Below are 18,806 nucleotides of genomic sequence, written 5' to 3'. Positions count from 1 at the left end.
GCGGGCGGGGTCGGGCGGGGGGCGGGGTCGGGCGGGGGGCGGGGTCAGGCGGGGGGCGGGGTCAGACGGTGGGCGGTGGCGCGACCGGATTGGGCACCGCGCCGCCGTAGCGTCGGTCGCGGTCGGCGTACAGCTGGATGGCGTGCCAGAGGTCGCGCCGGTCGAAGTCCGGCCAGAGCCGGTCGAGGAAGACCAGCTCGGCGTACGCGCTCTGCCAGAGCAGGAAGTTCGAGGTCCGCTGCTCCCCGGACGACCGGACGAACAGGTCCACATCCGGAATCGACGGCTCGTCCAGGAATTGCCGGAACCGTTCCTCGGTGATCCGGTCCGGATCCAGCCGGCCCGCCGCCGCCAGCGCTGCGATCTGCCGGACCGCGTCGACGATCTCGGCGCGGCCGCCGTAGTTCACACAGAACTGCAGGGTGAGGACGTCGTTGTCGACCGTCCGCCGCTCGGCATCCTCCAGTTCGGTGATCACGCTCCGCCACAGCCGTGGCCGGCGGCCGGCCCAGCGGACCCGGACGCCCATCGCGTCCATCTGGTCGCGGCGGCGCCGGATCACGTCCCGGTTGAAACCCATCAGCCAGCGGACCTCGTCCGGCGAGCGGCGCCAGTTCTCGGTGGAGAACGCGTACGCCGACAGATACTTCACGCCGATCTCGATCGCGCCCTCGATCACGTCGAACAGGGCGGCCTCGCCCATCGCGTGCCCGTCGGTCCGTGGTAGCCCCCGCGCCTTGGCCCAGCGGCCGTTGCCGTCCATCACGATCGCGACGTGCTGCGGCACCTTGTCCGCCGGGATCGCCGGCGGACGGGCCCCGCTCGGGTGCGGCACCGGTGGGCGCGGGGAACGACCCGCCCGGCGCGCGGGTTCGCGGTCGCGGCGGGTCCTTGGCACATCAGGGACAATAGCGAGGTGCCGACCTATCGCGACGAAGCCGTGGTGCTTCGGACGCACAAGCTCGGCGAGGCGGATCGGATCATCACCTTCCTCAGCCGGGGCCGCGGGAAGATCCGTGCGGTGGCCAAGGGCGTCCGCCGGACGTCGTCGAAGTACGGCGCCCGGCTCGAACCGTTCTCCCACGTCGACCTGCAGTTCGCCGAGGGACGCACGCTGGACGTGGTGACCCAGGTCGAGTCGTTGCACGCCTTCGGTGAGCCGCTGGTGGCCGACTATCCGGCCTATACCGCCGGCCAGGTGATGCTGGAGACCGCCGACCGGCTGGTGGTCGAGGAGCGCGAGCCGGCCGTCCAGCAGTACCTGCTGCTGGTCGGCGCTCTGGGCGTGCTCAACCGCGGCACGAACGACGGTCCGCGCCCTGCCTCGCTGATCCTGGACTCCTACCTGCTGCGCTCGCTGGCAGTCGCGGGCTACGCACCGACCTTCACCGACTGCGCCCGCTGCGGGGTGGTCGGGCCCCACTCGGCGTTCTCCCCCGGCGCCGGCGGCGTGGTCTGCGAGCCCTGCCGGCCGTCCGGCTCGGCCCGGCCCTCGATCGAGACGCTGCGCCTGCTCGGGGCGCTGCTTGAGGGCCGCTGGGCCGACACTCGCGACCTTGACCCGCGGGTCACCAAGGAAGCGAGCGGGCTGACCGCCGCGTACGTCGCCTGGCACCTGGAGCGCGGCCTGCGCTCGCTCGTGCACGTCGAGCGCTGAGCGGCGACACCATGACCGAACCGGATGGTCGCGCTCCGCGCTCCGCGGTCACGGACTCGGCGGGATCTCACTCGTTCGTCACGATTCTCGGCGACGAAGAAGCGTGTCGCCCAGAATCGATCCTCACTCCCGAGAAGCCTCGCCCATGACCGAACCCGATGGTCGCGCTCCGCGCTCCGCGGTCACGGACTCGGCGGGATCTCACTCGTTCGTCACGATTCTCGGCGACGAAAAAGCGTGTCGCCCAGAATCGATCCTCACTCCCGAGAAGCCTCGCCCGTGACCGTCCGAGACCCGCGCGACCCGCGATACGTGAACCCAGGCTGGGCCGCGCCGCCGGAGCCGGAAGAACCGCGGCACCGCCCGCCCGCCGCCGCGTACGCGATCGCGGTGATCATGCCGATCTTCCTGCTGCTGCTGCTGGCCGTGCCTGTCGGCATCGCGATCGCCGTCCGCTCCGCCCGGGCGGTCGAGCCGGCTCCGCCCGGCACCGGGCGCGAACCGGATCAGCCGTCCGCGGGCGGAGCCGGGGCCGGCGACCCGTACTTCCCCGACTACGGCAGCTCCGGCTACGACGCGACCAAGTACGCGATCGCGATCCGGTTCGACCCCAGGACACAGTCGATCACCGGCACCACCACGATCACGGCCCGGGCGACCAAGGACCTGAGCTCGTTCTTCTACGACCTGGTGCTGAAGACCGACGCGGTGACCGTCGACGGCAGTCCGGCCCAGGTCGAGCAGCGGGGCCTGCAGGACGTCCAGGTCACCCCGCAGACTCCGATCAAGGCGGGCAGCACGTTCACGGTGGTGGTCAGCTACGCCGGCGATCCGGCGAAGATCGCCTCCCCGCGCGGACATCCCTGGTCGGTCACCAACCAGGAGTGGACCGCCGCCGGCGAGCCGGAGAGCGCCGCGTGGTGGTTCCCGTCCAACGATCATCCCTCCGACCCGGCCCTGATGGACGTCTCGGTCACGGTGCCGAACGGGATGGAGGCGATCAGCGTCGGCCGGCTGGTCTCCCGCGACAGCGACTCCGACCCCGACACCGCGACCTGGCACTGGCTGTGTGAGAAGCCGATGGCGACGTACCTGAACTTCGTCAGCATCGGCCAGTACGAGATCCGGCAGAGCACGGTCGACGGCCTGCAGGCGGTGTACGCGGTCAGCGAGCAGCTGAGCCCCGAGGACCGGCAGAAGGCGTTCGCCGCGATGGAGCCGTCGCCGAAGATCGTCAAGACGCTGAGCCGGTGGTTCGGGCCGTACCCGTTCGCCGAGATCGGCGGCGTCGTCCCCGCCCACCGGCTCGGCTTCGGCGGGCTGGAGACCCAGACCCGGCCGGTGTACGGCGCCGAGTCCATCCTCGACGGCCAGTTCGCCCCCGGGCTGGTCTCACACGAGCTGACTCATATGTGGTTCGGCGACAACGTCACCGTGCGGCAGTGGAACGACATCTTCGACAACGAGGGGTACGCGAGCTGGGGCCAGTGGGCCTACCTCACCAGCATCGGCGGCCGCAGCATGAACGACCGGCTGGAACAGGCCTATCGGGCCACCAAGGACGACCCCGACTTCTGGCAGATCACCATGATCGACCCGGGCGCCGACCACCTGTTCGACGCCGTCTACACCCGCGGCCCGATGCTGCTGCAGGCGCTCCGCAACCGGATCGGCGACGCCGCGTTCGTCAAGCTGTCTCGGGAGTGGGCGCAACGGCCCGGCAGCCGCAGCACCGAGGAGTGGATGATCACCGCGCAGTCGGTCACGTCGGTCGACCTGGCCCCGTTCTTCGCGGCCTGGGTGATGGGCACCACGCCACCACCGCACACCAAGGAATACGGCTTCGGCTGACCGAGCTCAGTCGTCGGCCAGCAGCCGGGCCGGGTCGGCGGCCGCGGCCCGGCGCCCGGGCAGGACCGAGGCGACCAGCCCGGCGAGCAGGGCGACGGCCACCACCAGCGCGGTCTGCGGCACCGACACGGTGTAGTGCACCCGCGCCAGACCGAGCTGGGTGCCGAGACTGTGCGTCCCGATCACGCCGAAGCCGATCCCGCAGACCACGCCCACCAGGGTGGCCACCACCGCCAGCAGCGCCGCCTCGACCGCGAGCATGCCACGCAACTGGCGACGCTGAACGCCGAGTGCGCGGAGCAGGGCCGACTCACGTGCCCGCTCGATCACCGACAGGCTGATCGTGTTGCCGACCCCGACCAGCGCGATCAGCACCGCGACCCCGAGCAGGGCGGTCGCCACCAGCAGGACGGCGTCGACGGCGGAGGCCACCGCGGCGGACTGCACGAGCGACCCGCCGACCTCGAGCCCCAGCTGGGCGGAGCTGGCGGCGTTGATCCCGGCCAGGATCTGCGCGGGCCGGTCCTGATCGGTCCGCACCCAGAGCAGCCGGACATCCGCCGCCGGAGCGAGCCGGGCCAAGGCCGAGGCCGGCACCACCACCTGCCCGGCGTCGGCGAGGTCGCTGGCCGCGAGCCGCAGCACCACCGAGCGCCGGCCGACGTCCAGCCGGACCGGGTCGCCGGCCTTGGCCGACAGCATCTCGAGCGTGAAGGGGTGCACCAGGGCGACACCGGGCCGTACGTCCTCGAAGCCGCCGCCGACGACCCGCGCCGCGCTCGGCGCGAGTCCGACCACTCCGATCTCGACACCCGCACCCTCGGGTGCGGCCGATGCAGCATGCGAGCCGGCCACTGCCCGGGCGTCGGTCATGACGACCGGTTCGACGGCGCGCACGCCCGGTACGGCGGCCACCGCCGCGCGCACGGTCGGCGAGATGGGCACGTCGGCGCTCAGCACCGACACGTCGACGGGGAATTGTCGGGCGACCTCGTCCCGGACCGACACCTTGACGCTGGCCGCTCCGACCTGGAGGGTGACGATCAGGCCGACGGCCAGCATCAGCTCGGTCGCGGTGGCCGCCGTCCGGCGCGGATGGTGTGCCAGGTTGGCGGCGGCCAGCTGTGCGGTCGGGCCGGCCCGGCCCACCAGCCGGCCGGCAACCCGCAGCAGCGGCGGGACATACAGCGGGGCCAGCGCCAGGATGCCGACGGCCAGCACGAACGAGCCGGCGACGGCCATCAGGAACGCCGCGGGCGGCACCAGGCCGCCGGTCACGATCCCGCCGGCGCCGAGCAGCACCAGGGTTGCGCCGACGACGATGCGCAGCCGCCCGGTCCGGTGCTCCACCGCCGCGTCCGCGACCGGCCGCAACGCCTCGATCGGCGCGATCCGGGTGGCCCGCCAGGTCGGCGCCAGGCTGGCCGCCAACCCGACCGCCACTCCGACGGCGACCGCTATCGCGATCTGACCGAGCGGCACGACCACGCCGCCACCCAGACTGTGCAGCCCGGCCGAGACCAGTACGGCCAGGGCGACCCCGAGCGCGGCACCGCCGACGCTGCCGAGCGATCCGACCAGCGCGATCTCGGCGAGCAGACTGCGCCGGACCTGCCGCCGGTCCGCACCCACCACCCGCAGCAGCGCGATCTGGCGGCGGCGCTGTGCGACCACCAGCAACTGGGTGTTGGTCACGATCATGGCGCCGACCAGCAGCGCGATCGCGCCGAAGGTGAGCAGCAGCAGCTGAGCGGCCTGAGCCCCGCCGCTCAATTGATCCACGGCCTGCCGGCCGAGGTCTGCGGAGGTCTGCACGACGGCATCCGCGGGCACCAGCCCGGCGAGCCGGGTGCGCAGCAGGCCCGGGTCGACCCCGGGCTCGGCCAGCACCAGGAAGGTCGGATAGCGGGCCGACTCGGCGGGAAACGTCGCGACCGGCACCAGGCCGGCCGGCTGGAGTCCCTCGAACAGCGACCGGCCCTCGTCGGTGATCCCCGAGACCGTCAGCCGCTGCTGGCTCGACGACCCGCTGCCGCCGAGCCCCACCTCGACCGGATCGCCGACCCGCAGGTCGTACGCCGCCGCGGTCGCCCCGCTGACCACCAGCTCTCCGGCCGCCGGCCACCGGCCCGAGGAGAGGTGCAGCCAGTTCAGCCGCGGATCGCTCGGCAGCGACAGCAGCCGGATGGAGCCGGGGTGCCCGTGGGCGCTCAGCTCCGCCTGCACCTCCAGCCGCCGGTCGACCGCCGCGACGCCGGGCTGCGCCGCGAGCCTCGCCGCGAAGGTGCCGGCCCGGTCGTCGACGCCGCTCACCACCACGTCGGCGACCGCCGTCGAGGCGGTGGCCCGCGCCCCGATCCCGCGGAACTGGGTCGGGACGAAGACCAGCAGCGCCACCACGAAGCCGACCCCGATCGCGGTAGCGGCCAGGGTGGCCGCATAGCGGACCGGGTGCAGGCGGACCTCCGACCAGGCCAGTCGGGCCATGCTCGTCCGGGGCCCGCTCATCGGCTCAGGCTCGTCAGCGCGCGGACGATCGACTCGGGGTCGGGCCGGTCCAGATCGTCGGCCGGACGGCCGTCGGACAGCAGCACGACCCGGGCCGCGTAGGACGCCGCGATCGGGTCGTGGGTGACCATCACGACGGTCTGGCCGGTCTCCAGGCTGGCCCGGCGCAGCTGACTGAGCAGGGTCTGGCCGGTGATCGAGTCGAGCGCGCCGGTGGGCTCGTCGGCGAACAGCACCTCCGGCCGGGTGACCAGCGCGCGAGCGATCGCCACCCGCTGCTGCTGTCCGCCGGAGAGCTCACTCGGACGATGATCGAGCCGGTCGGTGAGACCGAGCGAGGCAACCACCGCGTCCAGCTCGGCGCGGTCCACTCGCCGGCCGGCCAGGTCCAGCGGAAGGGTGATGTTGGCCCGCGCGGTCAAGGTCGGCAACAGATTGAAGCTCTGGAAGACGAAGCCGATCCGGTCCCGGCGGATCCGGGTCAGGGCGCGGTCATCGAGTGAACCGAGCTCGGTCGGACCGAGAAAGACCTGACCGCCGGTGGGACGGTCCAGTCCGGCCAGGCAGTGCAGCAGCGTCGACTTGCCGGAACCGGACGGTCCCATGATGGCCGTGAACGACCCGGCGTCGAGGTCGAGGTCGACGCCGTCGAGGGCTCGGACACGGGTCCGGCCGGCGCCGTACTCCTTGGTCAGCGCGATCGTGCGGAGGCCGGCGGTGCGGAGGCCGGCGGTTCGGCGGGCGGACGGGCCCGGCGCGAGGCCGGACGCGGTAGAGGCAGTCACGCTCGGCCACGCTAGGCGGCCGAACAGGGGTCCGGCATCGGAGCGCAGGCCAGACCCGGGTACGACCTGGGTCCCGGCGGCGCGCCGTCGGATCAGCGATCGACGAGACCGACGTCGTAGGCGAACAGCACCAGGCCGACCCGGTCCCGGACCTCCAGCTTGGCCAGCAGCCGTCCGATGTGGGTCTTGACGGTCCCCTCGGCCAGATAGAGCCGGGCACCGATCTCGGCGTTGGTGGCCCCGCCCGCGATCTCGCGGAGGACGTCGATCTCCCGCGCCGTCAGCACCGCGAGCCGGGGGTCCGGCCCCTGCTCGGCGGCCGGCGGGCGCAGATGCGGCACGACGTGGGCCAGCAGCCGCCGGGTGGCACTCGGCGCCACCACGGCATCACCGGCGGCGACGTTGCGGATCGCGGACAGCAGCTCGTCCGGCCTGGCGTCCTTGAGCAGGAACCCGCTCGCGCCGGCTCGGAGCGCCGCATAGACGTACTCGTCCAGATCGAAGGTGGTGAGCACCAGCACCCGGCCCGGCAGGCCGGCGTCGGTGATCCGCTGGGTCGCCTCGACCCCGTCCATCCGCGGCATCCGGACGTCCATCAAGACCACGTCGGCGGACGTCGAGGCCAGTGCCTGGACGGCCTCCCAGCCGTCCGCCGCCTCGCCGACCACCTCGATGTCGTCCTCGGCCTCGAGCAGCATCCGAAAGCCGCTGCGGACCAGCGCCTGGTCGTCGACCAGGAGGACACCGATGCTCATGTGCGCATCGGGAAGGGTTGGACCGGACGCGCGGCCGGTGCCGGGTCCAGCGGCAGCCAGGCCCGCACCTGGTAGCCGCCGCCCACCCGCGGTCCGGCCGCGATCCACCCCCCGTGCAAGGCCACCCGCTCGCGCATCCCCTCCTGGCCGTGGCCGGCCGGACCTGGCGTGGCTGCGGCGCCGACGCCGTCGTCGTTGATCTCCAGCTCGATCGCATCGGCGGTGTAGGCCACCGTGACGCGTGCGCAGGCACCCGGACCAGCGTGCTTCAGCACGTTCGTCAGCGACTCCTGAACGATCCGGTAGCTGCTCAACCCGAGCGCCTGACTGACCGGCGGCGGGGCCCCGAAGCTGCTGTACTCGTACGTCTCCGAGGTGCGATGCACCAGGCTGGCGAGATCCTCCAGCCCGGGCGTCGGCGCATAGGCGGTCGGGTCGGACCGGCCCGCCTCGCCGCGCAACAGGCCGACGATGTGCCGGGTCTCGGCCAGCGCCTGCCGCGAGGTCTCGGCGATGGTGCCGAAGACGTCCGGAGCCGCCTCCGGGCGCTTCGCCGACAGCGCCCGGCCTCCCTCGGCCTGGACCACGATCACTGACAGCGAGTGGGCGACGATGTCGTGCAGCTCGCGAGCGATCCGGTTGCGCTCGCTGATCGTCGCCACCTGGGCTCGCTGCTGCTGCTCGGACTCCACCAGCTTCCGCTCGCGAATCGCCTCCTCCTGCCGCTCGCGCTGGCGCTGGCGCGCCTCGCGCAACCGGCTGCCGAGCAGGTAGGCACCGGCCACGATCGCAGCGCAGGCGACCAGGGTGATCGCGAACGGCACGAAGCTGCCTGCGTCCAGAGACTGTCCGGTCCAGCGCAGCGGTCCCAGCACGGCGCCGAACAGGGCCGCCACCAGGGCGATCAGGCCGTGCCGGCCATCCGACCAGCGGGCCACGCTGTAGACCAGGATGGGCACCACCACGATCGCCGGCTGCGGCGTGTCCGCCACGCCCAGCAGTGCCAGCGACCCGACGATCCCGAGCGCGAGCGCCACACTCGGGTGCGAGCGGCGGAACAGCAGCGAGGCCGCGAGGACCGACGAGGCGAGCGCAGTGTCGACGTCGTGGCCGGCGAGCCCGACGACAGCGAGGCCGACGACGGCGGCCAGGCAGAAGTCGAACAGCCACGCGCGGTCGCGCACCTCGAACACAGACATCTCGCCCGGCAGCCTAGACGGCGGCCCTACCGCAGACATCAGACCACGGTCGTACGCCGTCTGCGGGCGCTTGCTCACCCGATCCAGATGGTGCAGAGGGCCCGCAGGCGCTCGTCGCCGGTCGCCAGCACGCCACAGCCGCCGGCCGCCACCGCACCGGCCAGCACGGAAACCAGCAGTGCGGTGCTGTCCGGATCGAGCTCACTGGCCGGGTCGTCCAGCACCACCAGCGGGGGCCGCGCGACCAGGGCACGGGCGATCGCCACCCGCTGCTGCTGGCCACCGGACAGTTGCTCGGTCAGGTTGTGCCACGACGAGCTCGGCAGCCCGACCGCCGCCAGCTGCTTCTCCGCCCTGGCCCAACGCCGCGACGGGCTGCCGCCCATGTCGTACGGCACCACGGCGAGATTCTCGACCGCCGTCAGGGTGCCGATCAGCCGGTGCTCACCGGTGACGTAGCCGACCCGCCCGGCGTCCAGCGGACGTCCGCCCAGCAGCAGCTCGCCCGCGTCCGGCCGGCGCCGGCCGGCAATCACTGCCAGCAGGGCCGACGTGTCTGCGGTGGGCCCACCGCCGATGCCGGCCCAGCCCCCGGCCGGTACGTCCAGGTCGAGCCCGCGCGTCACCGTCCGGCCCGAGCGGCTGATGGCCAGACCACGTGCGCGGAGGCCGGCATCCGATCCGGGCCCGGTCACTGTTCACGACTCTCGTCGGCCCGGCGGAGCAGGCGGATCTCGTCCGCCGAGGCCGCCTGCACCCGGACGGTCGACCCGGCCGGCCAGGTCGCCAGCAGTTCCTCCGGCAACTGCACCGAGCCGTCGGACCCGATCACCGCGTACTGCTCGTGTCGCAGGCCCTCGGCGCCGATCCGGCCGTCGCGCATCCGGATCATGCGCTGCATCCGGGCGGCGACGGCCTCGTCGTGGGTGACCATGACCACCGTTGTGCCCGCCTGCTGCGTCGCCTCGACCAGCGCGTCGAGCAGGTGGTCGCGTTCGTCGTCGTCGAGCTGGCTGGTCGGCTCGTCGACGAGCAGCAGCCGGGGCGCGTTCATCACCGCCACCGCCAGCGCGACCGCCTGCTGGCCGGCCCGGTCGAGCCGGTCCACCGTCCGCCGCTCGTCGTGCAGGCCGGCAAGCTCCAGCACCTGCCGGCCGGCGCCGAGAGCCGCTCGGGTGCCCGTCCGGGCGAAGCGGACGTTCTCCGCCGGGGTGGCGTACGACAACAGGTTGGACGCGGCACCCTGCAGCATCAGACCGGTCGCCGCTCGGTAGCGATACATCCGCCCCTCGGAGAACCGGGCGACGTCGTCGCCGTCGACCAGCACCGACCCCGCCGACGGCCGACGCAGCCCGGCCAGCACGCTGAGCAGGGTGGACTTGCCCGAGCCGGACGGACCGAGCAGTGCGACCCGCTCGCCCGGAGCGACGTCGAGGTCGACGCCGCGCAGTGCCGCGACGTCGGTACCGAAGACCCGGTAGACGTGCACGACGCCGACGGTACGAACGGCAGCTCCCCCGGTCCGAGTGGCCGCCGTCGACGCGGTCATCGCTCGCTCCGGCGGGAGCGCCCCTCGACCAGCCCCGCCGCGCCCGCGATCACCAGCACGATCGCTGCGGTCACGCCCACCACGATCAGCATCGGGCCGTATGCCGGGTGGAGGTCGAGCGGCGGTCCCGGTGTGCTCTGGTCGACGAGCGGGAGCCGCGGGGCCGCCGACACGATCGCCAGCAGGCCCGCCGCCACACCGATGACGACCCCGACCAGGGCCGGCACCGACACCTCGATCATGGTCAGCCCCCGCACGGCCCGGGCCGGCAGCCCCGCGTCGCGCAACGACGCCCAGTCGGCACGGCGACGGACGGCGTCCGCGACCCGGGACGCCACCAGCCCGGCGAGCGCCAGCAGCAACGCCGCGTAGCCGACCCAGCCCGCGACCGCCGTACCTCGGGTCACCGCCTGGGCGCGCAGGTCGGCTCGGACGTCGGCCAGTCGCTCGACGCTCTGCACGCGAATTCCCTGCCGTCGCAAGGAATCGACGACCTGTCCGGACGCGCCGGGGGCCAGCCAGACCTCGCTGACCGCCTGGTTCTGGCTCGGGTCGCTGGTCCAGCGGGCGTTGCGCAGATCGACCAGAACACCGTCGTCGAGCGAGCGGGGCAGCACCTGAGCCCGGCCGGCGACCTCGATCAGCTGGCTCAGGCCGGGCAGACCGGTGCCGTACGCGACGCCCGAGAGACCGGCAACGCCGACCTGCTGCACGGTCGGGCCGAGCAAGGCCGGCATCGGGTCGGTCGCGTCGGTCCGCGACACCATCGTGGGCAGCCCGCCCTGCTGGTCGAAGGCCCGGACCGACAGGCCGCCGGGGTCGGCCGCGGGTGCGGCACCGGCGACCGGCGCCGGCGAGTCCTGGTCGGCGACGCGTTGCTGCCACCCGTGCGGATCGGTCAGCCAGGACCGGATCGACGCCGCGGTGTCGGCGTCGGTCCGGATCTCGGCGACGACGAAGCCGGCCTGATAGGCCGAGCCCTCGCTCGACTCGAGCTGGAATCCCACCACTCGGCATGCCGTCGCGCAGTGGATCGCTGACCGCCGGATGCCGTCACCCCCGGCGTCCCCACCGACGGGGCCGAGCGGGACATGTTCCCAGGCTGCGCCTGTGTCCAGGATCAGGGAGAGGCTCGGCGGCCGCAGCTGGGCGACCGGAATGTCGAACGCGCGCCCGGATCCCGGACTGACTCCGACCGTGACGCCGACCCGTACGTCGGTGAGCCGAACCGTGACCTGGCTACCGTGCAGCATCACCGGTGCGGTCCGCGACGGCCCCTGCAGGCTGCCGACCAGATCCTCCACATCGGACCACTCGGGCCGCCAGGTCGTCACCGCGGCGAACCGGTCGCTGTCCACCGCCACGATCCGCGAGGTGCCGCCGTTGGACGAGCCGATCCGCTCCATCGCTGCCATCGCCTGATGCCCGCCCGGATCGGCGCGATCGACGGCGGCGATCAGATCGACCTCGGGCGGGACCGTGACGGTCAGCACGCTGCCGGCGCCGACCGTCGCGGCCGCCTTCAGGTCCTGGTTGCGGCTCGACAGCCACCACGTCTGGCCCGCGAACAGCGCAAGGGCGAGCCCGGCGGCGATGACCACCGCCGGGTTGAGCGACGACGGCACCCGAGCCGCCCGCCGACCGACCACCAGCGCCGCCCGGCCGCGGGCCGGCCGCGCGGTGATCCGGCCGACCGCGATCACCACGACACGGACCACCATCACCGCCAGCGCGAAGGCACAGGCGGCAGGTGCGAGCAGGCCGAGCCGCGACCCGGTGCTGCCCAGCGCGCCGCCGGTCAGCAACTGGTACAGGCTGGCCGCCGCCAGCACCACGACCGCGGCCTGCGCGACGGCGCCCGGCACGCTCGACCGGCGGCTCTCCGACGCCTGCTGGATCTGCTCCACCAGCGGACGGCGGACGCTGCGAAGGCTCACCGCGACCAGCGCCGCCAGCGCGCCGAGCACCGCGGCCCCGGCCGCGAGCAGCACCGGACCGCGCCACGCGTCCACCGGCGTGCCCGGCCGCAGCTCTCGGGCCGCGATCAGGCCAGCGCCGAGCACGCCGAGCGCGAGACCGACCGGTGCGCCGAGCAGCAGCGCCAGCGCCGGCTCGAGATAGATCGAGCCCAACCACCGCGTCCGCCGGATTCCGCGCAGCCGGCCGAGGCTCCACTCCGCCGACCGGGCTCGCGCCACCCGCTGCAGCACGATCGCCAGTGTGAACAGCGCCAGGGCGACCGCCTGCAGCACGATGACCGTGATCAGCACACCCGCGGACCCCGACTGGGCGTCGACCCGATCGAGCAGCGTGTCCAGATCGGTGTCGAACTCCAGCACGGTGCTCTGCCCGGCCATCGACACCATGATCGCCGCCACCGTCGCGCGGAGCGCCGGCTCGTCCGCTACCGCGATCGAGCGGTCCGGTCGCAGCAGCAGCCGGCCCTGCACCCGGTAGGGCAGGTTGATCGCCTGAGCCTGATCGGTCGTGACCACCAGCGGATCGCCGGTCACCTGGGCCAGCGCGCCCGCGTCCGTGCCGGGCCGCAGCAACGGGGCCTGGTCGGAGCGCTCGGGGTCGTACAGGCCGGTGACCCGGAGCCGGAGCGGAGCCGAGTCGGGCGCGGTCAGGATCACCGTCGATCCGACGCCGACCTCGTGCTGTCGGCCGTCGGCGTCACTGAGCAGGACCTGCCCGGCCGCCGCCGGGCAGGTTCCGGCACTGAGGACGAAACCCCGACACGGCGACTCCGATGCGGTGACGCGGGACCCGATCGTCTCCGTCCCTGCCCGCGCGGTGGATGGCAGCCAGCCGACGTTCGCCGCCGTGATCAGGAAATGGGTCGGCTCCTGCCACAGATCGGGTTCGGCTGCGCGGCCGGCTCCGAGCACGCCGTCGACCGTGTCGACCGGGGTGTGGTCGAGGGTGGTCGGGTTCAGCCGGTCCAACGGAGCACGAACCGCGATCGCGGCGGCGGCCGGCTCGGCGCTCAGCGCGTCGTCGAGCGCCGACTCGTGCACGGCCCGCGAGACCAGCGGGCCGAGCACGGAGGTGAGCACCGCGGCCGCGGAGATCGAGAACAGCAACACCACCGTGGATGGGCGGTGCAGGATGCTGCGCAGGACCAGCGGCACGGTCCTATCTTCACCTGTCGATCAGCCGAACCGGCTCAAACCGGGACAGGTCGGTCAGCGACGGGCTCGGTTGACCGCCGAGCTGACAGCCTTGAGCGAGGCGGTGACGATGTTCGCGTCCATGCCCACCCCCCAGACCACTTCACTGTCCTCGTCACCGAGCCCCTCGACGGGTGCGATCTCGCACTCGACGTACGCTGCGGCGAGCGCGTCGCCGCCCGCGCTCAGCGCGTGCTCGGTATAGTCCAGCACCCGGACGTGGTGGCCGAGGGATGAGATGGCGTCGACGTACGCCGACACCGGGCCGTTGCCCTCGCCGGTGATCGTCCGCTCCACCCCGTCGTTCACCACGGTGGCGGTGACCGAGTCGCGCCGGCCGCTGCCCGACGCGGCCTGCACGCTCGTCAGCCTGAGCGGCTCGTCCGGCGCCAGGTACTCGCGCTGGAAGACGTCCCACAGCTGGTCCGGGGTGACCTCGCCACCACCGGCGTCGGTGTGGTTCTGGACCGCCCGGGAGAACTCGATCTGCAGCCGGCGCGGCAGGTCGAGGTGGTGCTCGGACTTCATGATGTAGGCCACGCCGCCCTTGCCGGACTGCGAGTTGACCCGGATCACGGCCTCGTACGTCCGCCCGACGTCGTGCGGGTCGATCGGCAGGTACGGCGCCTCCCACTCCAGCTCGGCGACGCCGATGCCGCGCTCGGCGGCCTGCCGGTCCAGGTCCTCCAGGCCCTTCTTGATCGCGTCCTGGTGGGAGCCGGAGAAGGCGGTGTAGACCAGGTCGCCCGCGTAGGGATGGCGCGGGTGGACCGGCAGGTTCGTGCAGTACTCCACGGTCCGACGGATCTCGTCGATGGCGGAGAAGTCGATCTTGGGATCTATTCCTTGTGAGAACAGGTTCATCCCCAGGGTGACCAGGTCGACGTTGCCGGTGCGCTCGCCGTGGCCGAACAGGCAGCCCTCGACCCGGTCGGCCCCGGCCATCATGGCCAGCTCGGTGGCGGCCACGGCCGTCCCGCGGTCGTTGTGCGGGTGCAGCGAGATGGCGACGTGGTCGCGGTTGCGGACGTGCCGGCCGAACCACTCGATCAGGTCGGCGTACGTGTTCGGCGTGGACATCTCCACCGTCGCCGGCAGGTTGAGGATGATCTCCCGGCCGGCGCTCGGCTGCCAGACGTCCATCACCGCGTTGCAGACATCCACGGCGAACTCGGGCTCGGTCCCGGTGAAGATCTCCGGGGAGTACTGGTAGCCGAACTCAACGTCACCCAGGTGCTCCTCGGCGTACTTCATCACCAGCTCGGTGCCGTGGGTGGCGATCGCCAGGCATTCGGCCTTGTCCACCCGGAAGACCACGCGGCGGAACAGCGGCGCCGTCGCGTTGTACATGTGGATGGTGGCGGTCTTGGCCCCGACCAGCGACTCGGCGGTGCGTTCGATCAGGTCCTCCCTGGCCTGGGTCAGCACCGAGACGGTGACGTCGTCGGGGATCCTGTCCTCTTCGATCAGCTGCCGGACGAAGTCGAAGTCGGTCTGGCTGGCCGACGGGAAGCCGACCTCGATCTCCTTGTAACCCATCGACACCAGCAGCTCGAACATCTTGAGCTTGCGCGCCGGGGTCATCGGGTCGATCAACGCCTGGTTGCCGTCGCGCAGATCGGTGCTCAGCCATCGTGGGGCGTGATCGATCCGCTTGCTCGGCCAGGTGCGGTCGGGCAGGTCGACGGGGGTGTATGCGCGGTAGCGCGAAAACGGCATCGGGCTCGGCTTCTGCACGGGAACGGCTTGTGGCCGGGTGCCGAAGCTGCTGTCCGGAGTGTTGCTGGTGGTGCTCATCGAGTCCTCGCTGCTGGGGGTGGATTCGGGCCGGAACGGAATGCTCGACGGCACGGCAAGTCTCCGCAGCGAGGATGCCGGCCCTTAGCGGGCCCCGCTGCGGCAGCGAAGGAGGAGCGCAACGAAGCGCTCGGCGCTAGCCATGTGGCCACCATAGCCCATCCGGCTGGAGATGGAAACGCCCCATCGGCCGCCGGTATCGCAGGAGCGCCGGCGGCACCGGAAAACCGGTGGCAACCCGTCGGTCGGCTCGGGCACCCTGGTCCAATGCCCTACGTACGCGTGAAGCCCGACGACCTCGCCGCCGTCACGGCTGCCGTCGATCTGCTGAACACCGCTCGCAGCGTCGACGATCCCGACGCGTTCGACGACGTGGCCGAGCTGTCCGCCCGCTGGCTGGAGTTCGGCTGGGACCTGCAGCCGCACGAGCGCTACCTGTATCTCCCGGACGGAGCGGAGACCCCGGTCGGCGTGCTCGACGTCCAGCTGCCGACCCGGGACAACCGACACCTGGTCTGGGCCGAGATCACGGTGCATCCCGACCACCGCCGCCGGGGCCACGGCACGGCGATGGTCGAGGAGACCGTCCGCCGGGCCCGCGAGTCCGGCCGGACCACGATCTGGCTGGGCACCGCGGAGGACGACGAGCCGGCCCGGGCGTTCCTGGAGCAGCGCGGCTTTCACTACGCCAGCCACGACGCCCGGCGCCGGCAGCGGCTCGCCGACGTGGACTCCGCCGAGCTGGACCGGTTGCTGCAGCAGGCCCGGCTGGCCGCGGCCGACTACGAGCTGGAGCGATACGTCCCGCCCGTGCCGGAGGCGATCCTTGCCGACCTGGTCGACGTCACCGCCGCGATCAACGACGCCCCGATGGGCGAGCTGACGTATGAGGACGAGGTGTTCGATCTGCCTCGACTGAGGGACATCGAGGCGGCGCGGGACGGTCGCGGCGACCGGGTCTATCGGATCGCGGCCCGGCACCGCGCCACCGGCCGGCTCGGCGGGCACACCCTGATGGTCGTCAACCCGCTGCGGCCGGGGCGGGCCAGCCAGGGCGACACGGCGGTCCACCGTGATCATCGCGGTCACCGGCTCGGCCTGCTGCTCAAGATCGAGATGATGCGCTGGCTCGCCGAGGCCGAACCCGAGGTGGAGGTCGTCGAGACCTGGAACAACGCGGACAACAGCTACATGATCAACGTCAACGAGTCGATCGGCTATCGGTTGTCCCGCGTCTTCGCCATGTACGAGCGCAACCTGGCCTGAGTTGTCCGTCGCTCGGCACGGATCTGGTGCTGGACGACGGACACTTCCGGTGGAATCTCAGCGACGGCCGGCGGATCGCTTGAGCGACACGATGACCCGCTGGTCCACCGCGCTGGAGACTCGAGCCGTCCGGGCGCTGGTGCTGACGGGCTCGATCCCTGCCGGCTTCTCACCGGTGAAGAGCCAGGTTCGGAAGAACCCGTCGAGGTTCTGCCCCGAGAACCGCTCCGCGAGCGCCTCGAACTGCCCGACGGTGGCGTTCCCACCGGCGTGCAGGGTCGTCCAGCGCTTCAGCAGCCGGAAGAACGCCTCGTCGCCGATCCTGGTGCGCAGCGCCTGCAGGGTCATCGCGCCGCGGTAATACACCGCGTTGTCGAACACCAGGTCCGGCCCCGGGTCGCCGATCACCACCGACCAGAACGGGTCGTCCGCCGGAATGTTCGACGCGAACGCGTCGAAGTAATCCTGCGCGGAACCCTCGCCGTGCTCCTCCGACCACAACCACTCCATGTAGGTGGCGAACCCCTCGTTCAACCAGATGTCTCGCCAGCGATCGACGCTGACGCTGTCGCCGGTCCACTGGTGCGCGAGTTCGTGCACCACCGTCGACGGATCCGTTCCGAACGGTCCGGCGAAGAAGCCCTTCGCATAGATCGGCCTGGTCTGGTTCTCCAGCGCATAGCCGAGCCCGGGGTCGTCGTCGACGATCCCGCCGGCCTGCTTGAAGGGATACGGACCGAGGTGCGACGCCAGGAAGCGCAGGATCTCCGGCTCGCGGGCGAACACCGCCTGGGCGTTCTCGCCGATCGTGGTCCCCGGGTCGTGATCGGTCACGCTCCAGCTGCCCGTGTCGTCCGGGTCCCCGGCCGGCGCGGTGCCGAACGTCCATCCGTCGAGCTGATCACCGTCGGCCTCGAACGAGGTGCTGCCCTGGCCGCCCGGGCCGGTGACGTCGTCCACGAACGCGCCCGACAAGGCGAAACTCGGGTCGCTGATCACGCTCAGGGCAACCTCGACCGGCTGCCCGCGGTATGCGGAGAGGTCAACGCTCCACTGCTCGTACCCGTCGCTCGGGCCGGTGGCCGCGTGCCACGAGCCGGTCGTCCCCGCCGGCACGCACTCGTCGCCGGCGGCGGTCTGGTAGTGGGTCAGGAACGGGTGCGTCTCCGCGAGCCACCCCGGGCAGCTGGCGCCGGTCGAGGTGTCGGTGTGTCCGTTCAGATCGGGCAGCGTCGTCCAGGCGTCGCTGCCGACCGGGTGTGCCTCCACGACGAAGAAGTCGTACGTCGGCTCGGTGTCCCGGGTGACCCAGAAGGACAACCGTCCGCCCGACGCCGGCACGTCGATCACCCTGCTCAGCCGTTCGTACGCGTTGTCGTACGCGCCCGACGTCGCGAACATGGAGCCGGTCCGTGGCGTCGTCCGGCGGAACAGCACCGGATCGATGGCATCCCGGAACTCGATCCCGTCGGCATGCCGCTCGGTCAGCTTGAACTGTCCGATGGTTGCGGTGGCCAGGTAGGACGCCATCGGCGCCGACTCCACCCAGGTCCACGTCGTCGTACGCTTCCCGTGGCGCACCCCGGCGAGGCGACCGTTCGCGACCACCTCCAGGCCCCTGGGAACGCTCACCTGGAACCGATAGCTCGCCTTGTCGCGCGGATGGTCGTTGACCGGGAACCAGGTCGACGCGACGTGCGGCTCGCCGATGACGATCGCGCCGTCGGCGGTCGGGAAGACGCCTCCGACGATCCCGCTGCTGTCCTCGATCTGACCGGGAACGCCGTGATAGCGAACCACCACCGTGAAGTCGGTTCTCTTGGCCAGCGGCCGCGCGGGCGTCACCTGCAGCTCGTCGCCCGTGCGGTGCCAGCTCGCGCGACGGCCGTCGACGCTGATCGCATCGACGCTCAGCCCGTGCAGGTCGAGATCGAACCGCGAGAGCGACTGGGTCGCCGTGGCCCGGATCGCGGCCGTCCCGCGGAGCCGGTGCCCGCTCGGCGTGTACGCGATCCGCAGGTCGTAGTGGGCCACGTCGTAGCCGCCGTTGCCGTCCAAGGGGTAATAGGCGTCCCCGATCCCGGGTGCGCCGGGCGCGGGTCCCCTCGGCGGCACCGCGCCGGCCGGCGAACCCACACCGGCCATGGCCACGACGAGCGAACAGACGACGATCCAGGCAGCTCTGCGCATGCGCCCTCCCCAGCGATGCCGATCAAATTGCCACCGGTTCGTTCGAGCGTCAACAGATGGGAACGGACCGTCCCGA

Annotated in this window: 13 protein-coding genes; 3 read left to right on the top strand and 10 right to left on the bottom strand. The window is 72.1% G+C overall.

What is annotated here, in order from left to right; translation table 11 throughout:
* Positions 1-61 precede the first annotated feature (61 nt).
* Positions 62-835 (bottom strand): isoprenyl transferase, encoded by a 774-nt coding sequence (locus tag ABD747_RS08745; protein WP_344803454.1) that lies wholly within the window; start codon positions 833-835, stop codon positions 62-64.
* 81 nt (positions 836-916) lie between these two features.
* On the opposite strand from ABD747_RS08745, the gene recO reads away from it, so the two are divergent.
* Both recO and ABD747_RS08735 read left to right on the top strand, forming a co-directional pair.
* Entirely contained in the window at positions 917-1,657 is a 741-nt protein-coding gene (gene recO / locus ABD747_RS08740) for a DNA repair protein RecO (RefSeq protein WP_344803452.1), read from the top strand.
* 279 nt (positions 1,658-1,936) lie between these two features.
* Positions 1,937-3,508, top strand: a complete 1,572-nt coding sequence (locus tag ABD747_RS08735; protein WP_344803450.1) for a M1 family metallopeptidase — start codon at positions 1,937-1,939, stop codon at positions 3,506-3,508.
* Between the two features lie 6 nt (positions 3,509-3,514).
* On the opposite strand, the gene ABD747_RS08730 is transcribed toward ABD747_RS08735, so the two are convergent.
* The 8 genes from ABD747_RS08730 to leuA form a co-directional block, all read right to left on the bottom strand.
* The gene (locus ABD747_RS08730; protein ID WP_344803448.1) at positions 3,515-6,016 is read right to left on the bottom strand and encodes an ABC transporter permease; all 2,502 of its coding nucleotides are present in this window, start codon (positions 6,014-6,016) and stop codon (positions 3,515-3,517) included.
* Positions 6,013-6,801: an ABC transporter ATP-binding protein gene (locus ABD747_RS08725; RefSeq protein ID WP_425562504.1), complete on the bottom strand. Its 789-nt coding sequence runs from the start codon at positions 6,799-6,801 to the stop codon at positions 6,013-6,015. The genes ABD747_RS08730 and ABD747_RS08725 overlap by 4 nt, the downstream gene beginning before the upstream one ends.
* Positions 6,802-6,893: 92 nt before the next feature.
* Entirely contained in the window at positions 6,894-7,556 is a 663-nt protein-coding gene (locus ABD747_RS08720; RefSeq protein WP_344803446.1) for a response regulator transcription factor, read from the bottom strand.
* Positions 7,553-8,755 (bottom strand): sensor histidine kinase, encoded by a 1,203-nt coding sequence (locus ABD747_RS08715; RefSeq protein WP_344803444.1) that lies wholly within the window; start codon positions 8,753-8,755, stop codon positions 7,553-7,555. Before ABD747_RS08715 ends, ABD747_RS08720 begins: the two co-directional genes overlap by 4 nt.
* Before the next feature lie 74 nt (positions 8,756-8,829).
* The gene (locus ABD747_RS08710) at positions 8,830-9,450 is read right to left on the bottom strand and encodes an ATP-binding cassette domain-containing protein (protein WP_344803442.1); all 621 of its coding nucleotides are present in this window, start codon (positions 9,448-9,450) and stop codon (positions 8,830-8,832) included.
* A complete protein-coding gene (locus tag ABD747_RS08705; protein WP_344803440.1) occupies positions 9,447-10,304 on the bottom strand; it encodes an ABC transporter ATP-binding protein in 858 nt (285 codons plus the stop codon). The genes ABD747_RS08710 and ABD747_RS08705 overlap by 4 nt, the downstream gene beginning before the upstream one ends.
* Positions 10,301-13,438, bottom strand: a complete 3,138-nt coding sequence (locus tag ABD747_RS08700) for an FtsX-like permease family protein (RefSeq protein ID WP_344803438.1) — start codon at positions 13,436-13,438, stop codon at positions 10,301-10,303. The genes ABD747_RS08705 and ABD747_RS08700 overlap by 4 nt, the downstream gene beginning before the upstream one ends.
* A 54-nt stretch (positions 13,439-13,492) precedes the next feature.
* A complete protein-coding gene (gene leuA, locus ABD747_RS08695; RefSeq protein ID WP_344803436.1) occupies positions 13,493-15,274 on the bottom strand; it encodes a 2-isopropylmalate synthase in 1,782 nt (593 codons plus the stop codon).
* 267 nt (positions 15,275-15,541) lie between these two features.
* Here leuA and ABD747_RS08690 point away from each other — a divergent pair, with 267 nt between their 5' ends.
* A complete protein-coding gene (locus tag ABD747_RS08690) occupies positions 15,542-16,540 on the top strand; it encodes a GNAT family N-acetyltransferase (protein ID WP_344803434.1) in 999 nt (332 codons plus the stop codon).
* A gap of 57 nt (positions 16,541-16,597) precedes the next feature.
* Here the strand turns inward: ABD747_RS08690 and ABD747_RS08685 are convergent, their stop codons facing one another.
* Positions 16,598-18,730 carry a M1 family aminopeptidase gene (locus ABD747_RS08685; protein WP_344803432.1) on the bottom strand — a complete coding sequence of 711 codons (2,133 nt, stop codon included), beginning with the start codon at positions 18,728-18,730 and terminating at the stop codon, positions 16,598-16,600.
* Positions 18,731-18,806: the final 76 nt, after the last annotated feature.

This window comes from Microlunatus ginsengisoli, assembly GCF_039537205.1.
Lineage (GTDB): Bacteria > Actinomycetota > Actinomycetes > Propionibacteriales > Propionibacteriaceae > Microlunatus > Microlunatus ginsengisoli.
This window is presented reverse-complemented; position numbering and strand designations above follow the sequence as displayed.